At 37.5% G+C, this 19,669-nt stretch carries 17 protein-coding genes, 1 rRNA gene, 1 other RNA gene and 2 other annotated features (1 of these 21 cut by a window edge); of the genes, 5 read left to right on the forward strand and 14 right to left on the reverse strand.

What is annotated here, in order from left to right; all coding sequences use genetic code 11:
• Window positions 1-318 precede the first annotated feature (318 nt).
• From CD003_RS19065 to CD003_RS19100, 8 genes are all read right to left on the reverse strand, one after another.
• Window positions 319-582: a pro-sigmaK processing inhibitor BofA family protein gene (locus CD003_RS19065; protein WP_096202857.1), complete on the reverse strand. Its 264-nt coding sequence runs from the start codon at window positions 580-582 to the stop codon at window positions 319-321.
• 98 nt (window positions 583-680) lie between these two features.
• Window positions 681-896, reverse strand: a complete 216-nt coding sequence (locus CD003_RS19070; protein ID WP_096202858.1) for a YaaL family protein — start codon at window positions 894-896, stop codon at window positions 681-683.
• 41 nt (window positions 897-937) lie between these two features.
• On the reverse strand, window positions 938-1,534 hold the full coding sequence (recR, locus tag CD003_RS19075) for a recombination mediator RecR (RefSeq protein ID WP_096202859.1): 597 nt from the start codon (window positions 1,532-1,534) through the stop codon (window positions 938-940).
• 12 nt (window positions 1,535-1,546) lie between these two features.
• Entirely contained in the window at window positions 1,547-1,858 is a 312-nt protein-coding gene (locus tag CD003_RS19080; RefSeq protein ID WP_096202860.1) for a YbaB/EbfC family nucleoid-associated protein, read from the reverse strand.
• 31 nt (window positions 1,859-1,889) lie between these two features.
• Window positions 1,890-3,587: a DNA polymerase III subunit gamma/tau gene (gene dnaX / locus CD003_RS19085; RefSeq protein WP_096202861.1), complete on the reverse strand. Its 1,698-nt coding sequence runs from the start codon at window positions 3,585-3,587 to the stop codon at window positions 1,890-1,892.
• 228 nt (window positions 3,588-3,815) lie between these two features.
• Window positions 3,816-4,081, reverse strand: an RNA gene (gene ffs, locus CD003_RS19090) — signal recognition particle sRNA large type.
• Window positions 4,082-4,201: 120 nt separating this feature from the next.
• Entirely contained in the window at window positions 4,202-4,726 is a 525-nt protein-coding gene (gene tadA / locus CD003_RS19095) for a tRNA adenosine(34) deaminase TadA (RefSeq protein ID WP_096202862.1), read from the reverse strand.
• 356 nt (window positions 4,727-5,082) lie between these two features.
• Window positions 5,083-6,693, reverse strand: a complete 1,611-nt coding sequence (locus tag CD003_RS19100) for a glutathione ABC transporter substrate-binding protein (RefSeq protein ID WP_096202863.1) — start codon at window positions 6,691-6,693, stop codon at window positions 5,083-5,085.
• A gap of 374 nt (window positions 6,694-7,067) precedes the next feature.
• Between CD003_RS19100 and CD003_RS19105 the strand changes: the two genes are divergently transcribed.
• Genes CD003_RS19105 through CD003_RS19120 form a run of 4 tightly spaced genes read left to right on the forward strand, consistent with a single transcriptional unit; the run spans window position 7,068 to window position 10,962 of the window.
• Window positions 7,068-7,970 (forward strand): ABC transporter permease, encoded by a 903-nt coding sequence (locus tag CD003_RS19105; protein ID WP_096202864.1) that lies wholly within the window; start codon window positions 7,068-7,070, stop codon window positions 7,968-7,970.
• A 17-nt stretch (window positions 7,971-7,987) separates the two neighbouring features.
• Window positions 7,988-8,908, forward strand: coding sequence for a nickel ABC transporter permease (gene nikB / locus CD003_RS19110; RefSeq protein ID WP_096202865.1), 921 nt, complete (start codon window positions 7,988-7,990; stop codon window positions 8,906-8,908).
• 34 nt (window positions 8,909-8,942) lie between these two features.
• Window positions 8,943-9,977: an ABC transporter ATP-binding protein gene (locus tag CD003_RS19115; protein WP_096202866.1), complete on the forward strand. Its 1,035-nt coding sequence runs from the start codon at window positions 8,943-8,945 to the stop codon at window positions 9,975-9,977.
• Window positions 9,952-10,962, forward strand: a complete 1,011-nt coding sequence (locus tag CD003_RS19120) for an ABC transporter ATP-binding protein (protein ID WP_096202867.1) — start codon at window positions 9,952-9,954, stop codon at window positions 10,960-10,962. Before CD003_RS19115 ends, CD003_RS19120 begins: the two co-directional genes overlap by 26 nt.
• Before the next feature lie 95 nt (window positions 10,963-11,057).
• On the opposite strand, the gene serS is transcribed toward CD003_RS19120, so the two are convergent.
• The 5 genes from serS to guaB form a co-directional block, all read right to left on the reverse strand.
• On the reverse strand, window positions 11,058-12,332 hold the full coding sequence (gene serS / locus CD003_RS19125; protein ID WP_096202868.1) for a serine--tRNA ligase: 1,275 nt from the start codon (window positions 12,330-12,332) through the stop codon (window positions 11,058-11,060).
• Window positions 12,333-12,534: 202 nt separating this feature from the next.
• Window positions 12,535-12,770: a binding site (T-box leader), on the reverse strand.
• Between the two features lie 33 nt (window positions 12,771-12,803).
• The gene (gene pdxT / locus CD003_RS19130) at window positions 12,804-13,397 is read right to left on the reverse strand and encodes a pyridoxal 5'-phosphate synthase glutaminase subunit PdxT (protein WP_096202869.1); all 594 of its coding nucleotides are present in this window, start codon (window positions 13,395-13,397) and stop codon (window positions 12,804-12,806) included.
• Window positions 13,398-13,456: 59 nt separating this feature from the next.
• A complete protein-coding gene (pdxS, locus tag CD003_RS19135) occupies window positions 13,457-14,341 on the reverse strand; it encodes a pyridoxal 5'-phosphate synthase lyase subunit PdxS (RefSeq protein WP_096202870.1) in 885 nt (294 codons plus the stop codon).
• A 274-nt stretch (window positions 14,342-14,615) separates the two neighbouring features.
• Window positions 14,616-15,902, reverse strand: coding sequence for a D-alanyl-D-alanine carboxypeptidase family protein (locus CD003_RS19140; RefSeq protein ID WP_179295653.1), 1,287 nt, complete (start codon window positions 15,900-15,902; stop codon window positions 14,616-14,618).
• Between the two features lie 288 nt (window positions 15,903-16,190).
• The gene (gene guaB, locus CD003_RS19145) at window positions 16,191-17,648 is read right to left on the reverse strand and encodes an IMP dehydrogenase (protein ID WP_096202872.1); all 1,458 of its coding nucleotides are present in this window, start codon (window positions 17,646-17,648) and stop codon (window positions 16,191-16,193) included.
• Window positions 17,649-17,841: 193 nt separating this feature from the next.
• Here guaB and CD003_RS19150 point away from each other — a divergent pair, with 193 nt between their 5' ends.
• Window positions 17,842-18,804: a YaaC family protein gene (locus CD003_RS19150; RefSeq protein WP_096202873.1), complete on the forward strand. Its 963-nt coding sequence runs from the start codon at window positions 17,842-17,844 to the stop codon at window positions 18,802-18,804.
• 212 nt (window positions 18,805-19,016) lie between these two features.
• Here CD003_RS19150 and rrf read toward each other — a convergent pair.
• Window positions 19,017-19,132, reverse strand: a 5S ribosomal RNA gene (gene rrf, locus CD003_RS19155).
• 153 nt (window positions 19,133-19,285) lie between these two features.
• Window positions 19,286-19,669 (reverse strand) — a sequence feature (mutual gap in cmsearch alignment for this rRNA model is longer than 100); it runs 2,363 nt beyond the window's last position.

Here is a 19,669-nt window from a genome sequence, read left to right on the forward strand (position 1 = left end):
GAAAATTAACGAGATGTGTTTACATCTCTTTTACGCTTGGCTTTTGTCTTGTTCAGTTTTCAAAGAACAACTTGTCACTCGTGTTTCAGCGACTTAACTAATATAACATGATAACAAATCGTATGTCAACAACTTTAAATAAAAAGTTTTAAATAGATAAGTGCTCTAATGAGAGACGAACTATAATATAACATATATATTTCAATAACACAATACCAGCATTAAAATAAGTAAAACAAAATACCACGTGTCTACACTTAAGATACTAGTAGTAGTAACTCAAGTGCAACAACACGTGGAATTAAAATTATATAATCATTACAACACAAACTGTTCAATCGCTATTAAAAGTACTACACCTGGAACCCCTAAAAATCCTGAAATACCCGCTGTAACGAGATTAATAGGAATATGGTAATCCAACACTGAGCCAAAAGCATTTAGGAAAAATAAAAAGAGTGCCCCAATCATTAGCTTAATTGCTCCTTGTCCCAAGAAACGTAATGGCTTTATTGGTGCTCCAACAATTAATAATAAAAAAATTAATCCCCCTAATAAAGAAACTATAATAACCGGATCCATTTCACACCTCCATATCTGACAAGCCTTTATAAAAAATATATGTACAAGCAAAAAAAAAAGAACAAGTAGTAAAAAAATTACTACTCACTCTTTACTACTCACTCTTTTTCATTGTAACGAACTCTCGCTTCCCTCAATAAAAACAAATACTTTGCTTCTGTTAACTTCATTTCATACAGAACTTCCTCAGAAGGGTCAACACTTTTAGATACAATAGCTTGTTGATTAGATAAGTGAACCTTTAAATCATCTATTAAATTCATCAGTTGTTGGTCTTCCAAGTTACGAATTCTTTTTCTTCTTTTAAAGAACATCGAATTGGCTCCTCATCGCTAAAAACAAGTGTAAATACTAACTAAATCTCCCTACGCCCTTCAATCGCTTTTGATAGCGTAACTTCATCAGCATATTCCAAATCTCCACCTACAGGTAAACCATGTGCAATTCTCGTTACTTTAATCCCTGTTGGCTTTACTAAGCGAGAAATATACATCGCCGTGGCTTCACCTTCAATGTTTGGATTTGTAGCAATAATTACTTCTTGTATTTTGTCGTCTTGAAGTCGTTTCAAAAGCTCGGGTATTTTTATATCTTCGGGACCTATTCCATCCATAGGAGAAATTGCTCCATGAAGGACATGATACAAACCGTAATACTCTTTCATCTTCTCCATTGCAATAACATCTTTCGCATCTTGAACAACACAAACAATGGACTGATCCCTTTTGGTATCATCACAAATTCTACAAGGGTCGGTATCAGTTATATTATGACACTGGGAGCAATAGGTTAAATTTCTTTTAGCATTAACTAACGCTTTGGCAAAATCCAAAACGTCATCCTCTTTCATATCTAGAACAAAGAAAGCCAGACGACTCGCTGTTTTAGGGCCGATACCTGGCAATCTCATAAATCCTTCCATTAACTTTGCGATAGGTTCAGGGTATTGCAAAAGGATTACCTCCTAAAATAGACCAGGAACATTCATCCCTTTTGTGAATTTTCCTAAATCTTGCTCAGTTAATTCGTCTACTTTCTTAAGCGCTTCATTTGTTGCAGCTAAAATTAAATCTTGTAACATTTCTACATCGTCTGGATCAACACAGTCCTCAGAGATTTTGATATCAACAATTCGCTTGTCACCGCTAGCAATAACTGTAACCATTCCGCCACCAGCTGTAGCTTCAACAGTCTTTTCCTTAAGTTCCTCTTGAGCCTTCACCATTTGCTTTTGCATCTTTTGCATTTGCTTCATCATATTACCCATGTTTTTCATTTGAATTCCTCCTAATGTATGTATTTATTTTTTATTCAATAATTTCAACTAGCTCACTGCCAACTAATTTGATTCCTTCTTCGATAACAGGGTCTTTTTCTTCCTCACCATCTTCACCACGTTGTCCTTTTAGAAAATCTTCTTTTAGCTTATCCCATTGACCAGATAGTATCGTAAAGAACGTCATTTTTTGACCAAAAACTTCATCAATTACTGTATCTACGAAATCACGAAATTTTGAATCAACCATATCACGATGCATCTCATTTTGAAAAGCTAGTAGATAAGCATCTTGTGAAGCAGCTACCGGCTTACAGTCACTTAGCCATGCGTGTGCAGGAATATTTTGTTGACGAACTCTCTCCATCACCTGTCCCCACTTGCTAGTTACCCTTTGTAACTCAAGTTTAGAAGCCCTACTAAGCAACTCTTTAATTTGTCCAGATGCTAATTTTGTACCTGAAACTTGCTTCACCGGTCTCCTTACAGGTTGTTTCCTCTGTTCACTTGTATCATCTGATGCCTCTGCTACTACACCATTCCTTTGAAGCTGTTTAATTGTCCCTTCAAGCTCATTAATCTTTTTCTTAAGTAGCTCAATATCCTCATTATTAATGACCGCTCCAGAAGTGACTTTATCTTCTACCTCATGGTTACAAAGTTTCACAATTAAAAGCTCCATAAACACTTTAGGATGACTAGCCCACTTCATCTCTTGCTGACATTGATTCAACAACTCAATCATTTTATAAATTGATTCACTTGGTATGATAGTAGCAAAGTCTTTAAACTGCTCATCTACTTTAGCACGTTCCAACATTTCCGCTAACTGTGGGGCAGTTTGGTATAATAGGAGATCCCGATAATAAAAAATCAAGTCTTCTATAAAACGTTGAGGATCCTTTCCTTCATTAATAAGAAGACCAATTGCTTTTAAGGCTGCCGCTACGTCCTTACTATGGACTGCAGAGATTACATCAGATAAAAACCTCTCAGAAACTGCACCTGTTATAGATAAGATACTTTCCAATGTTACTTCATCTTCTGCATATGAAATTGCCTGATCAAGTAAGCTTAACGCATCTCGCATGCCACCATCAGCGGCAAGAGCAACCATTTGAAGCGCTTCCTCTTGAACAACTGTTTCATTATGACTTAAGATAAACTTCATTCTATTAACAAGAGCTTGTTTTGATATTCTCTTAAAATCAAAACGCTGACAACGAGAAATAATCGTCAAAGGAATTTTATGTGGTTCGGTAGTTGCTAAAATAAATATAACATGCTTTGGTGGTTCCTCAAGTGTTTTTAGCAATGCATTAAAAGCACCTGTAGATAGCATATGAACCTCATCAATTATGTACACTTTGTACCTGACTTCATTTGGAGCAAACTTAACCTTATCTCTAATGTCTCGAATTTCATCTACACCATTATTAGATGCGGCATCAATTTCAATCACATCAACAATCGAACCATCTGTAATACCCTTACATGACTTACACTCATTACATGGTTCTGGTACTGGTGCATTCTCACAGTTAATCGCCTTAGATACAATTTTCGCTGCACTTGTTTTCCCTGTTCCACGTGGTCCAGTAAAGAGATACGCATGGGAGAACTTATTATGAACTAAGGCATTTTGCAACGTAGTAGTAATATGCTCTTGTCCAGCTATATCTTTTAATTGTTGTGGTCGCCACACACGATATAATGCTTGATAGCCCATCCCAAATCCTCCTTCGACCAACGTTTCATCTATATTATACTTTGTCACATTTCATATTTCAAAGATTGATTAAGAAAAACCACTGAGCGAGTCTTTCTTAATTCCAATGCCCATAGCCACTACCAACTTTTAAACGCTGAACGAACTGACTATGTTTTCAAGATATACTTCAACTATAAACCATAATAAAAGCAGCAACTATATAGTTGCTGCTAAATAAAATGAATGTCGTGCACCTTCTGTTGATAATGCTACCCCGAGCGTTACCTAAGCAGTTAGCTCGGCCCAGGCACCTCTACGGCACACGAAAGGGTCCACTTACTGCTGCTTCCTTCCGGACCTGACAGGGTTCATGGGTTTCCGTTGCGTAGAACCCAAGCGTCAACACCACTTACTTAGGTCAGACCTCACGGTAACAAAACCTCGAGAAGGGATTCAGCCTCGCTATAGCGGATTGCGAGTACAGGGCACCGCTACCTCCCCGCCTAGCACGACAAATTGATTAACATATTTAAGCGTCATTTAATTGACGCACTTTGTAGTATATACCTTTTCATTAATAAATGCAAGGACAAACCCATATCCTAAAGAAATTAAAACTATTCTAAAATTACTCAATTATCTCCAGTTAATTCTAATAACTTCTCTTTCTTTTTCTGTTCTTTTCTCTTTGCACGAAGTTCTCGAAAGAAATTTGTAAGTAATGCTCCACACGCTTCTTCTAACACAAATGCATTAACTTCTACCTGATGATTAAATCTTTCTTCATTTAAAAGGTTCATTAACGTACCCGCACATCCTGCCTTCGGATCACGAGCTCCATAAACAACCCTGTCAAGTCGAGACTGAACAATCGCACCAGCACACATAGGACAAGGTTCAAGAGTGACATACAATGTACATCCAGTAAGACGCCAAGTCCCTAGATTTTCACAAGCCTTCTTAATAACCAGTAATTCTGCATGAGCTATTGCTTGCTGTGTAGTCTCTCTCTCATTGTAAGCTGTAGCAACAACGACCCCATCCTTTACAATGATAGCTCCAATAGGAACCTCTTCAATTTGCTCGGCTCGTTTCGCTTGTTCAATAGCCTTCTCCATGAAAATCTTATCTTCATTTTTAATTTGATCACTCGTCATAATATACCTCTTTTTACGTGTGTAATTTGCAGTCTTATGTAAATATACACCGTGTTCCTTCCATTTAAAAGAGGATGATTCATAGGTTGTATTACAAACCTTTGAAGCACCCTCACCTTATCTATCTTCAACTTCAGCTTTTCTAAAACTTACCCAACGTACAAAGGTTTTCTCTACTTCTGTTAAACCTGTTTTTTTTGTCGATCTTTTTTTAACTATATTTTTCACTACTTCTCACCATTCCTTCCATTCTATCTGAAAGTATAGCTTATTATGAGTTAATATATACGTCTCTGCACTAACCTCAGCTATATTAAAAAGGAGGACCCATAGTAGGTCCTCCTTATCAATCCATATTATTGTGTAATTGTAACGTTTTGAAGTTGCATCATACCATTTGGATGCTGCCAGAAGCCTTGTACATTTTCATTTACACCATTTACATAGTGAGTAAAGTGAGTGTATGTTACAGGAGCTTCAGTTACAATGATTTGTTGTGCCTCTTTGTAAAGCTCAGCACGTACATCAGGGTCTGCTTCTTGACGAGCTTGGTCTAATAAAGCATCAAGTTCAGGATCCGCGATGAATGAACGGTTACCAGCTGAACCGTGGTTTTTAGAATGGAATAAAGCATATAAACCATAGTCTGCATCTGCAGTTACAGTAACCCAACCAAGGATAAACATATCATGTTGAGCGTTAGCAGTGTTTTCTAGGTAAGCACCCCACTCTAGCACTTCGATACTTACATCAATTCCAATTTCTTTTAATTGAGCTTGTACAAACTCAGCTAAATCCATACGTTGTGGATTGTCATTAGTCCAGATAGTAGTCGAGAAACCATCAGCATGTCCAGCTTCAGCAAGTAAAGCTTTCGCAGCTTCTACATCATACTCAAGAACTTCAATCTCATCACTATAACCAAAAACGTTTGCAGCTAATGGTCCATAAGCAATTGTACCAACGCCATCTAAAATGTTATTAACAACAATTTCTTTATCAAGTGCCATAGTTACCGCTTGACGAACTCTAATATCATCAAAAGGAGCTTTCTCAGTGTTGAAACCGATGTAAGCAGAGCTTAAGCTTTCTGTACGGTCAATACCGATTCCAGGAGTTCCTTCAATTCTAGAAATATCAGTTGGTTGTACTTGCTCGATAATATGTGTGTTACCAGTTTCAAGTTCAGCAACACGAGTTAAGCTTTCAGGTACGATACTGAATGTTACAGAATCGATCTTAGCTGGCTCACCCCAATAGTTATCGTTTTTAACTAATTTAATGTATTGTCCAGGTACCCACTCTTCAAATACGAACGGACCAGCACCAGACGGATTAGCACTTACATAGCTTCCTGCATCTTGTCCAGCTTCCATAGCTTCGTAATCAGCTTGGATTGCATTAAGACTGATAATCCCACCACCACTATGAGCTAAATGAGACGGTAATGGAGAGAAAGGAAACTCAGTTACGAAATGAACTGTATAATCATCTACTACTTTAGTTTCATTAATCATATCAAATAAGAAAGAACGTGGTGATGCAACATCTGGATCAAGAACACGATCAAAGTTTGCTTTAACTACTTCTGCAGTTAATTCAGAACCATCATGAAACTGTACGCCTTCACGTAGTGTAATTTTCCAAACATTGTCTTCAACTAACTCCCACTCAGTTGCAAGAGCAGGTTGAAGCTCTAAGTTTTCATCATGATAGATAAGGCTATCATAAATATTTACTTGAACATTACTTGATGGAGAATCATTTGAACCTTGTGGATCAAGTGATACAGCATCGGAAGGAATTGCAATTGTTAAGTCGCCACCTTCAGTAGCTTCTACTGGAGCTTCACCAGTATCATCAGTAGCATCTGGTGCCGGCTCATCTTGTCCACCGCATGCAGCTAAAAACACACTTAGCATTAAAGCTAATGCTAAAAGGACTAACTTGTTTTTCGAAAAACTCATAATTGTAACCCCCGTTATAAAATATTTTTATTTTCCCAAAAAACTAATAATAATATAACCCATATAAAATAAAAAAACAATCTTATTACCTTAAAAAAGAATAAATATTACCTGGTATATTTAAGTAATCATTGTTTCTTCCTTATATATAGACGTTAGTTAATGTACCCGTATGTCACTATTATTAAACACAAAAAAATGTAAGCGCTTTCAACTTTTCAGAACTTTCTGAATTTTTTTACTGTATTAATTATTTTGATATAGCATGATTTTACATTGTATTATATCTTTTACATGGTATAATCTATTCCTGTAGCACTAAGGCAGATAATGTCGAAAATTTTACTAAACTAAATAGAAAGGGTGTCTAATATATGAGCGAACAATCAGCAACAAATACGGTTGATAAAAACCCGACTCCACAACCTAATCCTAGATTAGAGAGTTGGAAAAAGTTCTTTAAGAAGCTGAGAAAGAATAAAGCCGCTATGGTTGGTGGAATCACCATATTGTTTTTCATTATTATTGCCATCATCGGTCCATTTATCGCCCCATTTGACCCATCAGTACAAAATCATGTAAACAAATTAACAGGTCCATCAGCAGAACATTGGTTTGGGACAGATCACCATGGTAGAGATATCTTCAGTCGTATCATTCATGGTATGTCGATAACTTTATTTATTGGTTTTTCTTCAGTAGCAATCGGAACATTTTTCGGAGTACTTCTTGGATTAATTTCTGGTTATTACGGTAGAAGAACTGATGCAATTATAATGAGATCTATGGACGTCCTTTTAGCTTTCCCTGGTATTTTACTAGCACTAGCTATCGTAAGTGTATTAGGTGGTAGTTTACAAAACGTAATTATTGCCGTTGGTATTTTTGCAATTCCTTCGTTTGCAAGGATTGTACGAGGTTCAACACTATCTGTTAAGAAGCTTGAGTATATTGATGCAATGAGAGCGCTTGGCGCAAGTGATAGTCGCATTATCTTTAAGCACATCTTGCCAAACATTATGTCTCCAATTATTGTACAAGCAACTTTATATATGGCAGCAGCAATTTTAACTGCTAGTGGTCTTTCATTCTTAGGAATGGGTGCACAGCCTCCAACACCTGAGTGGGGTGCAATGCTAAGTGCAGGTCGTAACTATATGTGGGATGCTCCACACGTTGCTCTTTTCCCTGGTTTAGCAATTGTAATCGTTGTATTAGCGTTTAACATCTTTGGTGATGGCTTAAGAGACGCACTAGATCCGAAAATGAAAAATTAGAAGAGAGGTGCAAACTATTGTTTACTTTTATAATTAGACGTTTACTACAGACAATCCCGGTATTAATCGGTGTTACAATTTTAGTTTTCATGCTTATGCACCTCATTCCTGGTGACCCAGCACAAATTATCGCCGGTGAGAGTGCTTCTGAACAACAAGTAGAACAAATGAGAGAAAGATTAGGATTGAATGATCCGTTACCAGTCCAATATGCAAAGTATGTTGGTAATGCAATTCAAGGTGATTTAGGTAACTCTATTCGTAACGGACGAGCTGTAACTGATGAAATCTCAGGTAGGTTCTGGATAACTGTAGAACTCGCGATATATAGTACGATTTTAAGTATCTTTATTGGTTTAATTGCTGGTATTATCTCTGCAACAAGACATTACACATTAACTGATACAGCTATTATGATTGTTGCATTATTTGGACTTTCAATGCCTAACTTCTGGCTTGGTTTGATGTTAATTCAGTGGTTCTCAATAGGAACCGGTTGGTTCTCTCCATCAGGTTGGGGATCTTGGCAGCAAAATGTACTTCCTGTTATTACACTCGGAACCGCTGGGGCAGCTATTATTGCTCGTATGACACGTTCAAGTATGCTTGAGGTTATAGGACAAGACTTTATTCGAACAGCTCGTGCTAAAGGTGTAAGTGAGCGAGTAGTTATTTATCGTCATGCATTAAAAAATGCTATGATTCCAGTTGTGACGATTGTTGGTTTACAGTTTGGTTCATTACTAGGTGGTACTGTATTAACTGAAACTGTATTTGCTATTAATGGTATGGGTCGACTTATCATCGATGCAATTCGTGCTCGAGACTTCCCAGTAGTACAAGGAACAGTATTAGTTATTTCACTACTATTCGTTTTAGTTAACTTACTAGTAGACATTTCTTATCGATTCTTGAACAAACGTATCGATCTTGATTAATATAAACAACCTATTGAAAAGGGTGTGAAACTTTATGAGTACAAACAAAACGATTATTGATGTTCGTGACCTACGCACTTCATTCTTTACAGAAGGTGGAGAAGTTAAAGCAGTTGATGGCGTTAACTTCTCTGTCCCAAAGGGTAAGACACTAGGTATCGTTGGAGAATCAGGTTCAGGTAAAAGTATTACATCCCTTTCGATTCTTCGTCTTATTCAAAACCCAGGTAAAATTGTAGGTGGAGAAATACTATTTAAGGGTCAGAACTTACTAGATAAATCAGAGAAAGAAATGCTTAAGATTCGTGGAAACGAAATCTCAATGATTTTCCAAGAACCAATGACATCTTTAAATCCTGTTTATACTGTTGGTCAGCAAATCAGTGAGTCATATATCATTCACCAAGGATTAAAAAAGAAGGAAGCGACCGAAAAATCAATAGAAATGTTGAAGCTTGTAGGTATTCCTTCTCCAGAAAAACGTGTTCATCAGTATCCTCACGAATTGTCTGGTGGTATGAGGCAACGTGTTATGATCGCAATGGCTTTAGCATGTAAACCAGAGTTATTGATTGCTGATGAGCCTACTACTGCACTTGATGTTACAATTCAGGCTCAAATTATTGAACTTATGAAAGAGTTGCAAGATGAGCTTGGTATGTCAATTATTATGATTACACATGACCTTGGGGTTGTAGCAGAGAGCTGTGATTATGTTGCTGTTATGTACTGCGGTAAAGTAGTTGAATATGCTGATGTAAACACTTTATTCTCAAAACCACAACATCCATATACAGTAGGGTTATTAAAATCTCTACCTCGACATGATGTCGATATGGGTGAAGAAGAGCTTTCAGTCATTAAAGGTGCAGTACCTAGTCCAAATGAAATGCCAGATGGGTGTCGTTTTGCCCCTCGCTGTCCATTTGCTACTGATCTTTGTGCAAAACATCTTCCTGATCTTATTGAAGGTGAAGATGGAAATCAAATTCGCTGTTGGATTTACTCTGATGAGTGGGACGGCGACCCGGAGGTGAACGTGTATGAAGAAAGAACTACTCAAGGTTAATGATTTAAAACAGTATTTCCCTATCAAGGGTGGTCTACTCGGACGTACAGTTAACCACGTTAAAGCGGTTGATGGAGTTTCATTCACGATTTATGAAGGAGAAACTGTAAGTATCGTAGGTGAGTCTGGTTGTGGTAAATCAACAACTGGGCGAGCTATCCTACGTCTTGATGAACCTACAGCAGGTGAAGTTGAATTTGACGGTGAAGACCTTCTATCTTTGAATAAGAGTCAAATGAGAAAGAAGCGTAAAGACCTTCAAATCATCTTCCAGGATCCATATGCATCTATCAATCCACGTCAAACGGTAAGACAAATTCTTGATGAAGCTCTTGAAATTCAAAATGTCGTTCCTAAAAGTGAGCGTAACGATAAAATTAAAGAGTTAATGCAAAAAGTTGGACTTGGTGCTCACCAAATTGACCGTTTCCCACATGAGTTTAGTGGTGGTCAACGTCAACGTATTGGTATCGCTCGTGCACTATCTGTAGATCCAAAGCTAATTATCTGTGATGAGGCTGTTTCTGCTCTCGATGTATCGATTCAAGCACAGGTAATCAACCTGTTGAAACGATTACAACGCGAAATGAAACTTACGTATTTATTCATATCACATGATTTAGGTGTTGTACGTCATATCTCAGACCGTGTTATCGTAATGTATCTTGGACGCATTGTAGAAATTGCTGACAAAACATCGTTATTCGATAATCCACAGCATCCATATACAAGAGCTTTATTATCAGCAATTCCCGTACCAGATCCAAGTGCGAAAAAAGAGCGTGTGATTCTAAGAGGAGATGTTCCATCTCCAATTGATCCACCTACTGGTTGTCGCTTCCACACTCGTTGCCCGTTTGCAACAGACAAGTGTAAAGAAGATACACCAGAGTTACGTACAACTGACTTCATGTTAGAAACTCATGCTGCAGCATGTCACTACATGGAAGAAATCAAATCTGGTGAACACAAACCAAATTATTAATACTTTGAACGCTTCTAGCCTATGCTAGAGGCGTTTTTATTTTGGCATAACAAAAAACAGCCACACTACTATAGAGTGACTGTCTAGTTATTAGATTACTTTATTACTTCTTTATTGCCCATATAAGGACGTAATATCTCAGGAATAACAACTGTACCGTCTTCCTGCTGATAGTTCTCAAGGATAGCTGCAACCGTCCTACCAATTGCAAGACCAGAACCGTTTAATGTATGTACAAACTCTGGCTTTCCTTTTGCTTCACGACGGAACTTAATATTGGCCCTTCTTGCTTGGAAGTCCTCAAAGTTACTACAAGATGAGATTTCTCGGTATGAATCATAGCTTGGAATCCAAACCTCTATGTCGTACTTCTTAGCCGCTGTAAAGCCTAAATCAGCTGTACACATACTCATCACTCTATAAGGAAGCTTTAGTAGCTGTAGCACCTTCTCAGCATGTCCTGTAAGCTTTTCTAGTTCATCATAAGAATCCTCAGGCATCACAAAGCGAACTAGTTCCACTTTGTTAAACTGGTGCTGACGAATTAATCCTCTTGTATCTCTACCAGCTGAACCTGCCTCAGAACGGAAACATGCACTGTATGCTGTATAAGCAATTGGAAGTTGTTCTACAGAAAGAATTTCATCACGGTGAAAATTCGTTACTGGAACTTCTGCAGTTGGGATTAAGAAGTAGTCCTCTTCTTGAATCTTAAATGCATCCTCTTCAAATTTAGGAAGCTGACCTGTTCCTGTCATGCTCTGACGGTTGACCATATATGGAGGTAGAATTCCTTCATATCCATGCTCATCCTCATGTAAATCCATCATAAAGTTAATTAACGCACGTTCTAACCTAGCTCCTGCTCCCTTGTAAAAAACAAATCGACTACCCGTTACTTTTGATGCGCGTTCAAAGTCAAGAATTCCTAACTCCGTTGCCACATCCCAATGAGCCTTTGCTTCAAAAGAGAAAGGTGTTACTTCTCCCCATTTACGTACTTCAATATTATCATCTTCTGTTTCTCCAACAGGAACGGATTCATGAGGTACATTTGGAATCGTTAATAATAGTTGATCTAAGTCTGCCTCAATTGTTCGAAGCTCTTCATCTAAGCCTTTAATCTTCTCTGAAACTTCTTTTGTTTCTTTAATTAGATGGTCTGCATCCTTTTTCTCTCTCTTTAATTGTGCTACCTCTTGAGATACACTATTCCGTCTACTCTTAAGCTCTTCCACTTCAACAATTAATTGTCGACGTTTCTCATCAAGCTCTTGGAAACGGTCGATTCCTGTTAACTCTTCTCCACGCTTATTTAGCTTTTGTTTGACCTCTTCAAAGTTATTGCGAAGTCTTTTAATATCTAACATTTGATATTCCTCCTATCTATGTAATTATTAATTACGATTTATGAATTAGTTAGTCGTTAGTTTGTTAGCTATTAGGTATTAACAATTGACCATTAACCATTAACCTTTCGCCATCCACAATTCATAACTCATAACTCATAACTCAGCAATCATAATCTAACACTTGGTTCGTTTTTCATTAAAAAAAGCCCTCATCCCTATAGAAAGGGACGAGAGCACCCGCGTTGCCACCCTTTATTGTTACTAAAAAGTTGTTTCATTAGTAACCGCCTCATCTCATAACGGCGAGAACCGGAAATACCTACTAATAAGAGAGTACTCATTACGTTCGGTCTTTCACTCTAGGATGGATTCACAATATTCTTTGATCGATTTTCACCTACCATCGATTCTCTGGGCAAAGAAATACTTGCTACTAGTTCCCTTCAACGCATTTTTTATAGTATTTTAATTTTTGCCATCAATCATTCTTTATATACTTACACCGTTCTTCTTTGATTCCTTAACCATACTAACAAAGAATTGATGGAAACGGTGGTCATCTGTTAATTCTGGATGGAAGGAACATGCTAGAAATTGTCCTTGACGTGCTACGACAATCTCATCTTTAAATTTCGAAAGAATTTGTACGTCTTCCCCAACCTCAACAATAAGAGGGGCTCTAATGAAGACAGCACGAATGTCTTCGCCAACACCTTCAACAATTAAATCACACTCAAAGCTCTCACGTTGACGACCAAAGGCATTTCTTTGTACTGTCATATCGATTAACTCTAAATGTCCATTATCTTGTCCAACTAAGTGTTTTGCCATTAAAATCAAACCTGCACATGTACCAAAGACTGGCTTACCATCTGCAGCAAATTGCTTTAATGGTTCGAAAAAACCGTACTTATCAATTAAACGACGCATTGTCGTACTTTCTCCACCAGGTAAAACTAAGCCGTCAAGTTCATCTAGCTGCTCAACCTTTTTAACGACTACTATTTCTGTTTCAGGTGCTTGTAAACACTTGACATGTTCTTGTACAGCGCCCTGTAATGCTAGAACTCCTATCTTAACCATGACAAAGCCCCTTTTCGTTGTTTCTGCCTGTCACAATACAGTCAGTCTATTTCTTATTCTTACCAACCACGATCTTGCATACGTTCAGATGGTTGAAGAGAAGAAATTTCAATTCCTTTCATAGCTGAACCTAGATTTTTAGATAGTTCTGCGATTAGAGCATAATCTTCATAATGAGTAGTAGCTTCTACAATCGCACGAGCGAATTTCTCTGGGTTATCTGATTTAAAGATACCAGAACCTACGAATACACCGTCTGCACCTAACTGCATCATTAATGCAGCATCTGCAGGTGTAGCAATACCACCAGCTGCAAAGTTTACTACAGGTAACTTACCAGCTTCTTTAATTTGAAGTAATACTTCATAAGGAGCTCCTGTGTTTTTAGCTTCAGTCATTAACTCGTCTGTAGACATAGAAATAACTTTGCGAATTTGAGCTTGAACCATACGCATATGACGAACAGCTTCTACGATGTTTCCTGTTCCTGGCTCACCTTTAGTACGAAGCATTGAAGCTCCTTCACCAATACGACGAGATGCTTCACCTATATCTCTAGCTCCACAAACAAATGGTACTGTGAAGTCATTTTTGTTTAAGTGGTAAACTTCATCGGCAGGTGTAAGCACTTCACTCTCATCGATATAGTCTACACCTAAAGATTCTAAAATTCTTGCTTCAACAATATGACCAATACGTGCTTTTGCCATAACTGGGATTGAAACTGCATTCATAACATCTTCAACAATTGTAGGATCAGCCATACGAGCTACTCCACCTGCTGCACGAATATCAGCTGGTACACGCTCAAGAGCCATAACTGCAACTGCACCTGCTTCTTCAGCAATCTTTGCTTGTTCTGCGTTTACAACGTCCATGATGACGCCACCCTTTTGCATTTCTGCCATTCCACGTTTTACTCGATCAGTTCCTGTCTGTACCATATGTAATTCCTCCTAATGTTTTTACTTACTTGGTGTCTTATACTGTACTAATGCAGTCAGAAGAGGAGTTTGTCCTCTCTGAATGCAATATTATCGACAAGCATATACCCCTTGATAACAACAAATAATTTAATAAATTTTCAGTTTATATTTTACCACTAATCTACATTTAATCAAAGATTAACATTGCCTATCTGATAGGTTTTGTCGAATATAATAAAATATGAGGGTAAATTGATGGTAAGTTTTAAAAATTTTCTACTTCCAATGAAAATTAGAACCAGCCTTTCACTGTTTCTGATGCACTTGACCAAATACCAGAGAAAAATCCACCAATGGCTCTCATCGTTCTAGTAAACCAATTTGCTTTATCAACTGCTTGCTCTGTCACGACACTTACTTCTTCTGAAGAGTCAGACACGATATATCCGTAAGATTGTTCTCCCTTATAGTCAAGTGTTACCTTACCGACAACCTCATTTGCATCCACGGGTGCTTGAAGTGAACCATCATCATTTAATATCGATGAATCTAAAACAAGCAATGGCTCATAACTCTCTTCTTCACCATTTCTAACTAATACAGATAGAGAATCCTCTGTCTTAATAGAAACCTCTTTTTCCTTACCTGCAGTTACTTCTAGCACTTCATAACCTTCGACTTGATATCCTGAAGGAATTATTTCTTGAATTGAGAAATTATTAAATCCATAATCTAAAAGCTTTCTTGTTTCGTTAAATCTCGCATCTCTTGAGTCAGTTCTCATAACAACTGAGATTAGTCTCATATCATTCCTTACTGCTGTTCCAGTAAATGCATTACCGGCTTGACTTGTATAACCTGTTTTTAAACCATCCATCCCTTGATAATCATGCTGGGCTACAATTCCAGGTAACATCCAGTTCCAGTTCAACATGTCGATAGCATCCTCTGTACCTTCTTTAAACACTTTAGTAGGGATACTAGCTGTCTCTAGTACTTCTGGATAGTCATTTACTAGATAAAATGCTAACTTTGCAGTTGCACGAGCTGTAAGCTTGTTCTCTGCTTCTGGGCCTGTACCACCTGGATGCTGGCCAAGTAAATCTTTATTATTTAACCCCGTTGTATTGACAAATTCATATTCACCTAGACCAAGCTCTTCGGCTTTATCATTCATCATTTTAACAAAGTTTGTTTCCGAACCAGCGATTAACTCAGCTATCGCAATTGTTGAAGCATTTGCTGAATAAATAGCAACGGACTCATACAGCTCTCTAACTGTATACGTCTCATCCTGTCTTAATGGTACATTTGAAAGAGATGTATATAGTGATAGTTGACGAACAAAATCACTAATTGGAACCGTTTGTTCCCATTCAATTCTTCCTGTATGAACAGCCTCCAAAATTAAATACTCACTCATCATTTTCGTCATACTTGCAATCGGAAGCATGGCATCGGCATATTTTTCAAATAAGATTTTACCTGTATTTGCATCAACTAATATAGCTGATTCAGCCTCTAAATCAAAGTTTGCACTAGCTTGAGATGGAGAAATCAAAAGCAAATTTGTAACCATTAATAAAGCTAGTAAAAGTACTGTAGCTTTTTTCTTGAAAAGCAACACTGTCTACACCTCCATATTATACATAAAAGTTATTTTATCATACCTAGTAATAAAAAAATAGATAGGTAGAGACCCATCTATTGAAAACTAAATCACAAATATTTGGCCATATAGAAGGAGGCACTCCGCAATAGAACATTATCTCGTTAAAAATACTAGGCTTACCTACTCATAAACAATAGAAGTTGGTCTAAAGATGTGATTCTACCTTTTAGACCAACTTCTAACGTAATAAATCTATTAAAGTGAGTAGTTTGGTGCTTCCTTCGTAATTTGAACATCATGAGGATGACTTTCACGTAATCCTGCACCAGTAATTCGAATAAATTGTGAATCATTTCGAAGTGAATCAATCGTTGTTGTACCACAATAACCCATTCCTGCTCTAATTCCACCTACTAACTGATGAATTGTATCTGTAAGTGGTCCTTTGTAAGGAATACGACCTTCTATACCTTCTGGAACAAGTTTTTGGTTATTTTCCTGGAAATAACGATCCTTACTACCTTTTTCCATTGCTCCAATTGAGCCCATACCACGATATACTTTAAACTGGCGTCCTTGATAAATTTCACGCTCACCAGGACTTTCTGTAACTCCAGCTAAAATACTACCTAGCATAACAGCATGTCCTCCTGCTGCTAGTGCTTTAACGATATCTCCAGAGTACTTAATACCACCATCAGCAATAATCGGTACACCATGCTTTCTTGCCTCTGTCGCACAGTCATAGACTGCTGTAATTTGTGGCACACCAATACCTGCAATAATGCGAGTCGTACAAATAGAACCAGGTCCAATACCTACCTTAACAATGTTGGCACCTGCTTCAATTAAATCTCTTGTCGCCTCAGCTGTAGCCACATTACCAGCAACGATATTTAAATCTGGGAACTGTTCGCGTACTTCACGCACTTTATTTAATACACCCTGTGAATGTCCATGTGCTGTATCAATAACAATAACATCTACTCCAGCCTCAACTAGTGCACTAACACGCTCCATTGTATCTACAGTTACCCCAACAGCTGCACCGACAATTAACCTTCCTTGCTTGTCCTTTGCAGAGTTAGGAAACTCAATTACTTTCTCAATATCTTTTATTGTAATTAGTCCTTTTAATATTCCATTGTCATCAACTAATGGAAGTTTCTCGATTTTATACTGTTGTAAAATCTTCTCTGCTTCTGCAAGTGTAGTTCCTACTGCTGCAGTCACAAGATTATCCTTTGTCATTACTTCATCAATTAAAATTGAGTAATCTTCAATAAAACGAAGATCACGATTTGTAAGAATACCCACAAGCTTCTGGTTATCATCAACAATTGGCACACCTGAAATACGGTATTTACCCATTAATTGCTCTGCATCAGAAACTCTATGTTGAGCTGATAAGTAAAATGGATTTGTAATAACTCCACTTTCAGAACGTTTTACGCGGTCAACTTCACTAGCTTGCTCTTGAATTGACATATTTTTATGGATTATTCCTAATCCACCTTCTCTAGCAATTGCTATTGCCATCTGCGCCTCAGTTACTGTATCCATTCCAGCACTGATAATAGGAATATTTAGCTGTAATGTTTCTGATAATTTTGTACCAACAGAAACATCTCGTGGAAGAACTTCCGACTTCGCAGGAACAAGTAAAACATCATCAAATGTTAAACCCTCTTTATTAAATTTATTTTCCCACACGTTACTCTCATCCTCTCCAAATGATTAGTTTACCTGAAAATATTATTAGTAGCTTAACAATTGGATAAACTACTGTCAAGAAAGCAAAATAAATAAGACTATTCATAATATAAAGAATAAGCACGTCGATTACTAGTGTGATTCTTAAATTAATATCTTATTTAGAAAATACGTTATTGAAAGGAATGTGCTTATGAATAGAGATACACATACTTGGAAGGAACTATCAAAGTATCAATCAACCTCATTTACACAATCCTATTTAAAAAAATGCTATGAACAACTTGATATTCCAGAAGCAGAAAAGCTAGGCTTTCAAAATTGCTATCCTTTCATCTATTATCTAGAGCATGGAGAAAAATATTTTAAACAATTAAAGACCGCACCATTAGAATTACACCCTATTTTATTATTCTATGGATTCGTCCAGTTGATAAAAGCATGTATTCTCACTAAAGACCCATCCTACCCTGAAAACAGTCAGGTATTAGCTCATGGTGTTTCAACTAGGAAACGGAAAAAGGCTCAGTATCTCTTTTTAGATGACGAGGTCAAACTACAAAAAAATGGTCTTCTCACACATTTTTCAGACAAAATGTTTCATGTGAAACATTTTTCTGGAGATAAATACAAAATGGAACAATTAATGCGTCAAATACCTGAACTTCATGAATTATTTTTTTATGTTAAAGGAAAAACGTATACATATCCTATAAAAAAAGAAACTGATCGTAAAATAACGTTCTCAACAAAAATATTAGATGATTTCAATCTAAGTTGTTCGTCATTCATGCATTTTTTTAAAGCTAGAACCGAACTATCGATTTCTGACATTGAAGAAACAGAAAAGAAAATTACTATTTATTTAAAAGGGAAACTTGAACCACTACATGCTACTCCCCTTCTTTTTAATAGTAATGGTAGTTATCATATATTAAATCGTAGAGATGATTATCTCTTACTCCCTGAAATTGTTGTCCATTATTTAATTCTTTATAATTTAAGCATGATTTGTCGCTATGAAACTGAATGGTGGGGAGAACTATTTCACCACTATCCTGAAGCTGACTTTCCATTTATTAAAGAGTTTCTATCAATAACAACAGAAAAAATACCGTACCTATTGTTTTTATATTTGGATAGTCTTATTAAGTAAAATGACAAGGAAGAACTTTTAGAGTAAAAGCTCTTCCTTGTGTTTGAATTATAAATACTTGTTTAGCATATAGACTTCGTATTAGCTTTTATAGATGTTACCCATTAATTTAACTTCTATCTTGTCATTAATTAATTTATCTCTAATTACTACTTTTTCAGCTTTGTGCCTATTCCATAAAAAAAGCACCCGCTTGGGTGCTTTTACAGTTTACCTAGCAACGTCCTACTCTCGCAGGGGGAAGCCCCCAACTACCATCGGCGCTGAAGAGCTTAACTTCCGTGTTCGGCATGGGAACGGGTGTGGCCTCTTCGCCATCATCACTAAGTCAACCACTCTGTGATACTCCCTCGCAAGACTTGCGACGAGTAACCGCAGGAGCAGATTTCCTCGCTGAAATTGCTTTCAGCTGAGAGTTGTTCTCTCAAAACTAGATAGTGTTATATATGCAGGTCGTCGAATTCATTTCAACCTTAGAAAATTGGATAAGCCCTCGACCGATTAGTATCTCTCAGCTCCACATGTCACCATGCTTCCACCCGAGACCTATCAACCTCATCATCTCTAAGGGGTCTTACTTACTTAACGTAATGGGAAATCTCATCTTGAGGGGGGCTTCATGCTTAGATGCTTTCAGCACTTATCCCGTCCACACGTAGCTACCCAGCTATGCTCCTGGCGGAACAACTGGTACACCAGCGGTGTGTCCATCCCGGTCCTCTCGTACTAAGGACAGCTCCTCTCAAATTTCCTACGCCCGCGACGGATAGGGACCGAACTGTCTCACGACGTTCTGAACCCAGCTCGCGTACCGCTTTAATGGGCGAACAGCCCAACCCTTGGGACCTACTTCAGCCCCAGGATG

Origin of the sequence: Bacillus sp. FJAT-45350, from assembly GCF_002335805.1 — a bacterium.
GTDB lineage: Bacteria > Bacillota > Bacilli > Bacillales > NISU01 > FJAT-45350.